The organism is Halomonas sp. 3D7M (genome assembly GCF_014897885.1).
Lineage (GTDB): Bacteria > Pseudomonadota > Gammaproteobacteria > Pseudomonadales > Halomonadaceae > Vreelandella.
Genome location: NZ_JABUZF010000247.1, coordinates 84,401 through 94,953 on the forward strand (window position 1 = coordinate 84,401; position 10,553 = coordinate 94,953).

The 10,553-nt window shown below is 54.7% G+C and carries 11 protein-coding genes and 1 pseudogene (2 of these 12 running past the window's edge); 7 read left to right on the top strand and 5 right to left on the bottom strand.

The window, feature by feature from the left end:
• Positions 1–17, top strand: part of the annotated coding region (locus INT22_RS21150; protein ID WP_226912775.1) for a YifB family Mg chelatase-like AAA ATPase (this coding region is incomplete at its 5' end). The annotated region extends 859 nt beyond the left edge of the window; 17 of its 876 annotated nt are in view.
• 15 nt (positions 18–32) lie between these two features.
• Here INT22_RS21150 and INT22_RS14850 read toward each other — a convergent pair.
• Positions 33–614 (bottom strand): NADPH-dependent FMN reductase, encoded by a 582-nt coding sequence (locus INT22_RS14850; protein WP_193068492.1) that lies wholly within the window; start codon positions 612–614, stop codon positions 33–35.
• Between the two features lie 218 nt (positions 615–832).
• Between INT22_RS14850 and INT22_RS14855 the strand changes: the two genes are divergently transcribed.
• Entirely contained in the window at positions 833–2,143 is a 1,311-nt protein-coding gene (locus INT22_RS14855; protein ID WP_226912776.1) for an esterase-like activity of phytase family protein, read from the top strand.
• 90 nt (positions 2,144–2,233) lie between these two features.
• Here INT22_RS14855 and INT22_RS14860 read toward each other — a convergent pair whose 3' ends face one another.
• Entirely contained in the window at positions 2,234–3,214 is a 981-nt protein-coding gene (locus tag INT22_RS14860; protein ID WP_089040270.1) for an alpha/beta hydrolase, read from the bottom strand.
• A gap of 206 nt (positions 3,215–3,420) precedes the next feature.
• On the opposite strand from INT22_RS14860, the gene INT22_RS14865 reads away from it, so the two are divergent.
• Both INT22_RS14865 and INT22_RS14870 read left to right on the top strand, forming a co-directional pair.
• Positions 3,421–5,595 carry a malate synthase G gene (locus INT22_RS14865; protein ID WP_193068494.1) on the top strand — a complete coding sequence of 725 codons (2,175 nt, stop codon included), beginning with the start codon at positions 3,421–3,423 and terminating at the stop codon, positions 5,593–5,595.
• 67 nt (positions 5,596–5,662) lie between these two features.
• Positions 5,663–6,085: a PaaI family thioesterase gene (locus INT22_RS14870; protein WP_038479517.1), complete on the top strand. Its 423-nt coding sequence runs from the start codon at positions 5,663–5,665 to the stop codon at positions 6,083–6,085.
• 8 nt (positions 6,086–6,093) lie between these two features.
• On the opposite strand, the gene INT22_RS14875 is transcribed toward INT22_RS14870, so the two are convergent.
• Complete coding sequence (locus INT22_RS14875; protein ID WP_193068495.1) at positions 6,094–6,471, bottom strand: DUF423 domain-containing protein; 378 nt, start codon at positions 6,469–6,471, stop codon at positions 6,094–6,096.
• A gap of 190 nt (positions 6,472–6,661) precedes the next feature.
• Here INT22_RS14875 and thiS point away from each other — a divergent pair, with 190 nt between their 5' ends.
• The 3 genes from thiS to trmB are packed head-to-tail and all read left to right on the top strand — an operon-like array spanning position 6,662 to position 8,503.
• Positions 6,662–6,883 carry a sulfur carrier protein ThiS gene (thiS, locus tag INT22_RS14880; protein ID WP_009723207.1) on the top strand — a complete coding sequence of 74 codons (222 nt, stop codon included), beginning with the start codon at positions 6,662–6,664 and terminating at the stop codon, positions 6,881–6,883.
• Positions 6,884–6,922: 39 nt separating this feature from the next.
• Positions 6,923–7,717, top strand: a complete 795-nt coding sequence (locus INT22_RS14885) for a thiazole synthase (protein WP_193068496.1) — start codon at positions 6,923–6,925, stop codon at positions 7,715–7,717.
• A 12-nt stretch (positions 7,718–7,729) separates the two neighbouring features.
• Positions 7,730–8,503, top strand: coding sequence for a tRNA (guanosine(46)-N7)-methyltransferase TrmB (gene trmB, locus INT22_RS14890; RefSeq protein ID WP_193059359.1), 774 nt, complete (start codon positions 7,730–7,732; stop codon positions 8,501–8,503).
• Between the two features lie 30 nt (positions 8,504–8,533).
• On the opposite strand, the gene INT22_RS14895 is transcribed toward trmB, so the two are convergent.
• Both INT22_RS14895 and INT22_RS14900 read right to left on the bottom strand, forming a co-directional pair.
• Positions 8,534–9,535 carry a 2-hydroxyacid dehydrogenase gene (locus tag INT22_RS14895; protein WP_193059358.1) on the bottom strand — a complete coding sequence of 334 codons (1,002 nt, stop codon included), beginning with the start codon at positions 9,533–9,535 and terminating at the stop codon, positions 8,534–8,536.
• Positions 9,536–9,977: 442 nt separating this feature from the next.
• A pseudogene (locus tag INT22_RS14900) lies at positions 9,978–10,553 on the bottom strand (AEC family transporter); it runs 367 nt beyond the window's last position.

A 10,553-nucleotide genomic window follows, 5' to 3' on the forward strand; every position in this document is an offset into this window, starting at 1 on the left:
TACCGGCAGTTGGATAGGCTGTTGAAAGGTGCCTAGCGATGGTGATTGGCCATTACATCGACAAGCCGTTGGCATAGGGCGTCGAGCTTTCCACCCGTCGCCTCATCCTTTAGCGCGCCTGACTCGTTAAACGCACTGCCTGCCTTCGGCAATGATAGTGGCTGCGGCAGTACGATCAAACTCAGGTTGGCCAACAACTGCTGTCCAAGGGGCAGTGCTCGAATACCGCCCAGCCCACCAGGGGATGCCGCTACCAGCGCAGCCCACTTACCAGCAAATAACTTGAGCCCCGGCGTATCCTGGTAGGGTCGTGACAGCCAGTCCAGTGTGTTTTTCAGCAGCGGCGTGATAAAGCCGTTGTACTCTGGCGAAGCGATCATCACTGCTTGGTGATCGGCCAGTATTTCGCGTAGCTTCAGTACATTATCAGGCATGCCCTGGGCTTCAATATCTTCATCGAACAGCGGGCAAGGGTAGTCTTTTAAATCGATAAAGGTAGCCTTTCCACCCAAGGCCTCAATGCGCTTGGCGGCAAGCTTCGCGAGCTGTTTGTTAAGCGAGCCTTCACGGGCACTGCCCGCTAATACGAGAACTTTTGCTACTGATGATGCCATTACCATTTCCTCTTTATAAGAACGTGTTTGAAAGCCTCACCATTTAACATTTGTGTCTTTTGAGCAAGGCGTTTTTTGCTGATGAGCGGCTAGGCTCGATATGCAAGCTTGCCGCCATTAAAACGTCTGCACTCTGTCATTCAACTTTCACTATTACGGGTGAAAATTAGCAAAAGCTGAAACTGCTCTACTTTTTCTTCCTAAATAGTGAAACCGTGATGACTAAGCCGTTACTAGCGACCGCCCTATTCGCCTTTGTATTTACCAGTGCGGCGCACGCCCAGCAGGATTTTAGCGCCACATTGTCCGGCCATGCCCAGCTACCCGGCAGTAGCTTTGTAGCGGCTCCTTCCGGCGCCGCTGAGCACTACAACGTTTCAGGCCGTTTTACTGGCCCAGAGGGCCGTGCTGAGCAGTTGTATACCAACATGCAAGCCACCGGCTTAGCGCTCCCCTTCCCCAGCCAGCCATTGCAGGGGTTTTCAGGTATTCGCTCACTAGGCGATGATCGTTTCTTGGTATTAACCGATAACGGCTTTGGCTCCAAAGCCAACTCCTCTGACGTCATTCTGATGTTTAACATCATAAAGACTGACTGGGACACCGGGCGTGTCATCATCGAGGAGACCGTTCAACTATCGGACCCAAACCGCAAAGTGCCCTTCCCGATTATGAATGAAGCCACGCCTGGTCGATTTTTAACCGGCGCTGATTTCGATATTGAATCGATACAGCCGGTGGGCGATAGCTACTGGATTGGCGATGAGTTCGGCCCCTGGATTATCCAGGTCGATAATCAGGGTGAAGTGCTGCAAGTGCTGGCCACTAACCCTAGTGGAACGCTGATGCGCTCACCAGACAATGCCTTTGCCCTCACCCCGAACCCTGGCTCGTCTCTCGCTGGTGAGGTGGTAGTGTTTCGCTCCGGCGGCTATGAAGGCATGGCGCTCTCCGAAGACCAAACAACGCTCTATCCCTTGCTGGAAAAACCGATCTGGGACAGCAACGCCAACGCCCCGGAAACCATTGATGGCACCCCCGTGTTAAGAATGTTCGAGCTCGATACTGGAACCGGAGAATGGGGCGACACAACCCGCTACTACCCCTTGGAGTCAGCGGATCATGCGATTGGCGATTTCAATCTCATTGGCGGAACACGCGGCCTGATTATCGAGCGTGATAGCCGCCAGGGTGACCCGCGAGAAGCGTGGGCAGACAATCCCGCTGAGTTCAAACGCATCTATCTTATCGACCTCGGCCGTACAGACGAGCAGGGCGTGCTTGAGAAAATCGCCTATATAGACCTGATGAACATCCAGGATCCAGATGGCATCGCGCCCCGCGGCACGATCAACGGCACCTTTAACTTTCCCTTCGTGACCATTGAGAACGTCGATCGCGTCGATGAGAGCACCATCGTGGTCGCCAATGACAACAACTACCCTTTCTCGATTGGCCGCCAGCAAGGACGCGCTGATGATAATGAGCTGATACTGCTCGATGTGGAGGACTTTCTGAACGCTCAGTAACGAAACTCAGTAGCGAAAATAGGCCTGAGGCAGGGCGCGCGCAAGCGCCCTAGCCTCAGCTTGTTCCTCCCAGCGCTTTAAACATTTACGTTATTGAACGCCCTCAACAACGTTATCTACGAAACCATCCAGAGCTTCAAACAACACTTCACGAATGGGATCGGCCTCATTGACCAAATGATGTCGTGCTTCTGGATGGCGGTGGACCTCGGCATTGGGAAACTTCTCCTCCAACACCGCCAAATTCCACTCCCAATCGACGGTAAGATCTTGCTCACCCTGTAAAATAAGCGTCGGCAGCGGGTTAGGTTCCAATGCTAGCAAACGCGGCATCCAACGTCGCATCGCGGTTATCCAGGCGACGCTTAACCGTTCCGGTTGCAGCGGGTCTTGGTCACGTAGGAACGCCGTAAACTGCTCATCGGTGGAGTTGGGGCGATACTTACGTGGTAGCTCCTTTAGAAAAGGGCTGGCAATCAGGTGCAGCCAGCTAGACTGGCTCCAGCGCCAGGGGCGTACCAATGGCGCTAGCAGCACAATACCGGCCCAGCCTGCCGTTTCACGACGAGTGAGCGCGTCGGTCGCCAAGATGGCCGCCCCCGTACTCTGCCCAACACCTAGCCACGGCGTAGGGGCCATGCCCTGGCATTGTAATGTTGCCTGTAAATGCGCAAGGCAGTGCTGATAGTCGTCAAAATCGTCAATATCAGCGCGTGGGCCGCTGGAAAGACCGTGACCAGGAAGATCCCACAACACCACTCGCCACCCTTTGGCCAGCAGGCAGCCGAGCAAATGGCGGTAAAGGCCTAAATGGTCAAAGTAACCGTGAATCACAAACGCTGTGCCAGTGGGAACAGGCGGGCTCCATACTTGGCACCACAGAGCAAAGCGTCCAGTATCAATAAATCCCGCATGCACTTCGCTGGTATCGTTTAGTAGCGTTTCTAAACCGTAGTGGCGAAAATAGTCATGCACAGCGTCCGTTAGCGTGTCGCCCGGCCGAAGCTGAGAGAGCGATGACTCGCCTGCTGCTTGCCTAAACAAGCCTTCCAGGTGTTGGAAATTATGCATTAACGTCTCTCCGTGAACGCCACCTATCCATTGGCTGAATGATAGCGGAGACCACTACCGCTCTCATCATTTGGTCGAGCATTTTGCTGCTTTACGGCATCGGCTGTTTACATGCCCGCGCAGTTGTGGAAGTATTTTCCACAAATATACATTTACCCTGACCGTGGCACGATAATATCCCACGGGCACCTTTACAGGAGAACCCCATGAGCGAGCGTATCACGCGTCACCGTTTACAGGTGTCAGCAGACCTGGACCGTTTCATCAATGAGCAGGCTTTACCGGGCACCGGTGTCGACGAAAGCACCTTTTGGGCTGGCGTTGACGCCCTGTTCCATGATTTGGCACCGAAAAATCGCCAGCTGCTTGAAGAGCGCGACACGCTCCAAGAAAAACTGGATGTCTGGCACCGTGAAAATCCGGGCCCGGTTAGCGATATGCCGGCTTACCGCAGCTTCTTGAAAGAAGCAGGCTATCTGGTGGATGCACCCAACAGTGTTAAAACCACCACGGCCAATGTAGATCGTGAAGTGGCTGTTCAAGCAGGCCCGCAGTTGGTGGTGCCTGTGAGCAATGCCCGCTATGCATTAAACGCCGCTAATGCCCGCTGGGGTAGTTTGTACGATGCCCTATACGGCACCGATGCGATTTCAGAAGAAGATGGCGCTGAAAAAGGCACCAGTTTCAACCCGAAGCGTGGCCAAAAAGTTATCGCTTATGCCCGTGGTGTGCTTGATCGTGCTGCCCCACTGGCTACCGGCTCTCACCGCGATGCGGTGAAATACGCTATTCGTGATGGCCACTTGGTCGTTAGTCTGGCAGGCGGTCGTGAAACCGGCCTAAAAGATTCCGGCAAGCTGATCGGCTTTAACGGCGAGGCATCCGCGCCTGAAGCCATCCTGCTTACTAACAACGGCCTGCACCTGGAAATCCAGATCGACGACAGCCACCCGATCGGTAAAACCGACCCCGCTCACGTGAAAGACGTGGTGGTGGAAGCGGCACTGACCGCGATTATGGATTGTGAAGACTCCGTTGCTGCTGTCGACTCTGAAGATAAAGTCGGTGTTTACAGCAACTGGCTTGGCCTGATGAAGGGCGACCTGGAAGAGAGCATCGACAAAGGCGGCAAAACCTTCAAGCGGACGCTGCACGCCGATCGTACTTGGCAAACCACTGATGGCAGCACCGTTACACTGCCAGGTCGTTCGCTGATGTTCGTGCGCAACGTTGGCCATCTGATGACCACGCCTGCCGTCCTGGACGAAAATGGCAACGAACTGCCGGAAGGTATTCTGGACGCGGTAGTGACCTCGCTGCTGTCACTGCACGATCTGAAGAAAGACGCCGATCAGCCACGCAACTCCCGCGCTGGCTCAGTGTATATCGTGAAGCCGAAAATGCACGGGCCGAAAGAAGTGGCGTTCGCCAACGAACTGTTTGGTCGCGTTGAAGACATCCTGGGCATGAGCCGCGACACCCTGAAAATGGGCATCATGGATGAAGAGCGCCGCACTACTGTCAACTTGAAGGCGTGTATTGCTGAAGCGGCTTCTCGCGTTGTGTTCATCAACACCGGTTTCCTTGACCGCACCGGTGACGAAATGCACACCGCCATGGAAGCAGGCCCGATGGTTCGCAAAGGCGATATGAAGAGCGCTGCGTGGATCACCGCCTACGAGAAGAACAACGTGCAGGTAGGCTTAGCCTGTGGCCTGCGTGGTCGTGCTCAAATCGGTAAAGGCATGTGGGCGATGCCGGATCTGATGCATAGCATGCTAGAGCAAAAAATTGGTCACCCGAAAGCGGGTGCTAACACGGCATGGGTGCCTTCTCCAACGGCGGCTACGCTACATGCGCTTCACTACCACCAAGTCAACGTAGCGGACGTACAGCGCGAACTGGAAGTCCAAGGCGAACCCGACTTTTTAGATGACCTGCTCACCGTGCCAGTAGCCAAAAACGCCAACTGGTCGGATGAAGAGATTCAGCAAGAGTTGGATAACAACTGCCAGGGCATTCTGGGCTATGTGGTGCGCTGGGTTGAACATGGCGTGGGCTGCTCAAAAGTACCGGACATTCATAACGTTGGCCTAATGGAAGACCGCGCTACGCTGCGTATTTCCAGCCAACATATCGCCAACTGGCTGCACCACGGCATTGTCGATGCGCCGCGAGTGGAAGAAACGCTTAAGCGTATGGCTAAAGTGGTTGATCAGCAGAACGCTGGCGACCCCACCTACACGGCCATGAGCGCCGACTTCGCAGGCTCAACCGCCTTTAAAGCAGCCTCTGACTTGGTGTTCAAAGGCCGCGTACAGCCTTCTGGTTACACCGAACCGCTACTTCACGCGTGGCGTCAGGTACATAAGGCGAAGTAAACGCGCTTTGCGGTATCATCAGCCTCGAGGCGCATGCCTCGGGGCTTTTTTATAAAGGACAATAATAATGACCGTAATGACTGCCGAGCAGATTGAACACTTTTTAGATGAGGTGTTTCCCCAGCGGATGGGCAGAATTGAAAGCGTTGGTGCGATGAGTGCCACCCTACGACTAACCATCGGTGAGCAACACCTTCGCCCTGGCCCCAGGGTGTCTGGTCCGACCATGATGGGCTTTGCCGATGTGGCGTTGTATGTGGCCATTTTGGCGCAAATAGGCCCCGAAGCCATGGCGGTCACCAGTGACTTGAATTGCCATTTCTTACGCGCCGCTTCCGGCGAGCACGATATTGTTGCTCACGCCAAACTCATCAAGTTAGGCCGCCGTTTAGCGGTCGGCGAAGTGCAGATTTTCTCTGCCAGCGATGACACTAAGCCAGTTGCGCATATTACCGCTAGCTATGCGCTGCCAGACAGCCCAACTGGCTAACCACTGCGCTAACGGCTGAGCAGCGCAGTGACGGCTAAGCCTAACCAGCCTGCCATCAGCAGCAAACCACCGATGGGCGTTACAACACCAACGCTAAGCCCTACTAGGGCCATTAGGTACAGCGAGCCCGAAAATGCGGTGATACCCAACGCCCATAGCGCTAACACGATACGCTGCCCTGGTTGAGGGCACTGGCTGCGCCAAGCCAGTACCGCTAACATGGCTAACGTATGCCACGCTTGGTAACGCACGCCAGTTTCAACGATGTCGACCATGGCAGCACTGGTACGCGATGCCAACCCGTGAGCCGCATAGGCGCCTAGTATCACCATTAATGCTCCTGAGAGTGCGACTAGGCACCACCAGGGTTTGTCTGCTCGCTGCATGCGTTACTCCTGTTTATAAATACTCGTTATAAATACTCGTTATAAATACTTGAGAGAAGTACTTGAGATAAGTACTCGACATACGCACTCGATATTTCACTGAGATGATTAACGTTGTCACATACCTTGAGCGGTGCGAAACCGCTACAATAGACAATGTTTTGCCTCACCGAATGGGACACTTACCGTTATGCCTACTCCTAATGAGTCGATACAACTGACGCTCAATGGCGAATCGCATACGCTGGCAGCTGGCCTGAGCGCCGCTGATCTAATTGAGCAATTAGGCCTGACCGGGCGCCGTATCGCTGTGGAAATTAACGAACAGATCGTGCCCAAAAGCCAGCTTGCTCAAACGCATTTAGCCAATGGCGACCAGATAGAAGTCGTTCACGCCATCGGCGGCGGCTAGCGTAGCCCATCACCGTTTTTGCTTTCAAAAGGAACCGCTATGACGCCACTGACTGATACACCGTTTACCGTTGCTGGGCGCGAGTTCAGCTCCCGCCTGCTGGTGGGTACTGGCAAATACAAAGACTTTACCGAGACCGGCGCGGCCATTGCCCAAAGCGGCGCGGAAATTGTCACCTTTGCTGTACGCCGCACCAACTTAGGCCAGGATGCCGATGCGCCTAACCTTCTCGATGTCATTTCCCCCCAGCGCTACACCTTGCTGCCCAACACCGCTGGCTGCTACAACGCCAAAGACGCTGTGCGCACCTGCCGCTTGGCGCGTGAGCTGCTAGACGGCCATAACCTGGTCAAGCTGGAAGTGCTCGGCGATGATCACACCCTCTATCCCAATGTGGTCGAGACGCTAAAAGCCGCTGAGACACTGCTGGCTGATGGCTTTGACGTCATGGTGTACACCAGTGATGACCCCATTGTGGCACGTGAACTAGAAGCGATGGGCTGCTGCGCCATCATGCCGCTGGGCTCACTCATTGGTTCTGGCCATGGCATTCAAAACCCACACAACATGCGCCTGATTGTTGAGCAAAGCAGTGTACCCGTGCTGGTCGATGCGGGCATCGGCACCGCTTCTGACGCCGCCATGGCAATGGAGCTAGGGTGTGACGGCGTGCTGCTCAACACGGCGATCGCTCACGCCCGCGACCCGCTGCGTATGGCTAACGCCATGAAGCTGGCCGTAGAAGCTGGCCGCGATGCCTTCTTAGCAGGCCGTATGCCACGCCGCCAGAGCGCCGATCCCTCTTCGCCTTTTGCAGGCCGAATTAACGGCTGATACAGAGACACCATGACCGATACGAACGACACCACGCCTGAAAGCAACAACACTGCTGGCGCTGAGAGCAACACCACAGGCCCTGAAAATGCTGATGCCCCGCTACACCGGCGGGGGATTAAGAGCTACGTGATTCGCGCAGGGCGCATGACCCCAGCGCAAAGCCGCGGTTTAGAAGACGTTTGGCCACGCTTAGGACTGACGATTGCCGATGGGCGTCAGGATCTGGACACCCTGTTTGGCCGCCAAGCACCGCGCGTGGTGGAAATTGGCTTTGGTATGGGCAACTCACTCATCGAGCAAGCCGAACGCCACCCAGATACCGACTTTATCGGTATCGAGGTTCACGCGCCGGGTGTGGGCAAGCTGCTGGATGAGGTAGATAAACGCGGCCTAACTAACCTGCGCGTTTACCGCGAAGATGCCTTAGCGGTGCTGGAGCAGTGTCTGCCTGAAGACTCATTAACCACGCTACAGCTCTTTTTCCCCGATCCATGGCCGAAAAAGAAGCACAACAAGCGGCGTATTGTGCAACCTGCGTTTGTTGAGCTGATTCGTACGCGCTTAAAACCTGGCGGCACCTTCCACCTGGCGACCGACTGGGAAGCCTATGCCGAGTGGATGGCTGAGGTTATGGACGCCGCACCCGGCTATACGAATACCGCCAGCGCCGACACAGCGCCCTACGTTCCACGCCCAGACTTTCGCCCGCTAACTAAGTTTGAAGCCCGCGGCGAGAAACTTGGCCACGGCGTATGGGATTTGATTTACCGCCGTGACGTTTAAACACAGCGACTAAAGATAGCTCAGCGTCGTTTACGTTCGCTTATCGTAAACGACGCGATGCAGCGTACCGCTACCGCTTTCAAAGGCATCAATATTCGCCAGTGTGGTCTCGGCGATATTGGTCAACGCCTCGGTGGTAAAAAATGCCTGATGTCCAGTGATCAGTACGTTGTGAAAGGTCGTCAGGCGCATGAACTGGTCATCATCGATCACTTTGTGCGATAGATCCTCGAAAAACAGCTGCTCCTCTTCTTCGTAAACATCTAGCCCTAAGCGGCCAATTTTGCCGCTTTTCAGACCAGCGATCACCGCTTGGGTGTCAACCACTCGCCCACGTCCGGTATTAATCAGCATCACACCCTGCTTCATTTGTGCAATGGCCGCGGCGTTAATCAGGTGATCAGTATCGGGTGTTAACGGGCAGTGCAGCGAGATAATATCTGCCTGAGCATAGAGCGACGCCAGCGGCACGTACTCCACAAACGGCTCGGCATTCGGATTTGGAAAAGGATCGCTGGCAACTACTCGGCAGCCAAAGCCATGCATGATATTGGCAAAGATCAAGCCAATCTGCCCAGTGCCAATCACGCCCACGGTTTTGCCATGCAGATCGAACCCCAGCAGTCCGTCTAGGGCAAAGTTGCCCTCGCGCACTCGGTTGTAAGCGCGATAGGTCATGCGGTTCAGGCTTAACACTAAGGCCACCGCGTGCTCTGCTACGGCATGAGGCGAATAAGCGGGCACCCGCACCACGGTAATTCCCAACCGTTCGGCCGTCGCCAAGTCAACATGGTTAAAGCCCGCCGAGCGCAGTGCTACCAATCGTATGCCGCTCGTGTGTAGCTGCTCTAAAACGTCCGCATACAGATGGTCATTTACAAAAGCGCATACAACTTCAAACCCTTTCGCGAGAGGCGCTGTATCGACGTTCAAGCGCGCATCAAAAAAGCTTAATTCGTGCCGATTCGAGGCATTAGCACGAGTAAGGAAGGTTTCGTCATAAGGCTTAGCGCTAAAAACGGCAACGCGCATGGCATGTCTCCTGGCTCTGGATAGATGATCAGCATAGGCAATTCGCCTATTGTCTGCCCAAACGTCACAAGAGGTATTCACCGAGATCAAAGAAAGATGCCGCTATAAAAAAAGAAAGCCGCTCCAGGGGAGCAGCAAAAGACCGTGACTAGCAAGGAAAGAGGAACCATGACAGGAAACTGGCGCTGATCTTTGAAATAGCGTCGTGGTTGCCAATGTTTCAGCAAACACGGGCACTAGAAAAAAAGAAAGCCGCTCCAAGGGAGCGGCAAAAGACCGTGACTAGCAATGAGAGGGAGAAACCATGACAGGAAACTGGCGGTTTCTGTCGTGGTTGCCAACGTCTCATTAAACGCTGACAATCACAATATAATCATTCTCATTTACCACGTCAACCTAAATGCGAATACTTTTTATTTATTTTTAAGACAGTTTTTTTACACTACCCCACCAGCTGCAACCAAACGGGCAACGTCAGCATCGCTAACAGCGTCTGGCCGGTAATAATTGCCGCCATAAGCTCTGCATCCCCCCCCAACTGCCGAGCAAGAATGTAAGCAGATGTGGCGGTAGGCAGCGCTGCAAACAGCAGCGCCACATCACGGCTGATAGGGTCCAGCCCCACCAGCCACGCTAATAGCAGCACCACCGCAGGCATTAACAGCAGCTTGATGCTATTCGTCGCTATCACGCCACGATCAAGCCGTAGCAGTGCTGCGGGGCGCAGCGCCACGCCCACGGCAATGAGCCCTAACGGCAGCGCCGCACCTCCCAATAACCCTACGGTATCCTCGCTCCAACCGGGCAAGCCAACCCCCGAAAGATTGAGTCCGATACCTGCTAGACAGGACAAAATCAGCGGATTTTTAGCCAGTGCGAGGGCACTTTGGCCAAGGCTTCCACTGCCTAGCGTCCCTGCCGCGACAAAGCTTGCGACGCACATTACGTTCACCACCGGTACCATGAGTGCCACCGCCACAGCGGCGGGAGTCGCCCCCCTGCTGCCATGCAGTGCCGC

Coding starts and splice junctions, on each gene's coding strand:
- INT22_RS14850 (WP_193068492.1), bottom strand. CDS start 614: ATGGCATCATCAGTAGCAAAAGTTCTCGTATTAGCGGGCAGTGCCCGT.
- INT22_RS14855 (WP_226912776.1), top strand. CDS start 833: ATGACTAAGCCGTTACTAGCGACCGCCCTATTCGCCTTTGTATTTACC.
- INT22_RS14860 (WP_089040270.1), bottom strand. CDS start 3,214: ATGCATAATTTCCAACACCTGGAAGGCTTGTTTAGGCAAGCAGCAGGC.
- INT22_RS14865 (WP_193068494.1), top strand. CDS start 3,421: ATGAGCGAGCGTATCACGCGTCACCGTTTACAGGTGTCAGCAGACCTG.
- INT22_RS14870 (WP_038479517.1), top strand. CDS start 5,663: ATGACCGTAATGACTGCCGAGCAGATTGAACACTTTTTAGATGAGGTG.
- INT22_RS14875 (WP_193068495.1), bottom strand. CDS start 6,471: ATGCAGCGAGCAGACAAACCCTGGTGGTGCCTAGTCGCACTCTCAGGA.
- thiS (WP_009723207.1), top strand. CDS start 6,662: ATGCCTACTCCTAATGAGTCGATACAACTGACGCTCAATGGCGAATCG.
- INT22_RS14885 (WP_193068496.1), top strand. CDS start 6,923: ATGACGCCACTGACTGATACACCGTTTACCGTTGCTGGGCGCGAGTTC.
- trmB (WP_193059359.1), top strand. CDS start 7,730: ATGACCGATACGAACGACACCACGCCTGAAAGCAACAACACTGCTGGC.
- INT22_RS14895 (WP_193059358.1), bottom strand. CDS start 9,535: ATGCGCGTTGCCGTTTTTAGCGCTAAGCCTTATGACGAAACCTTCCTT.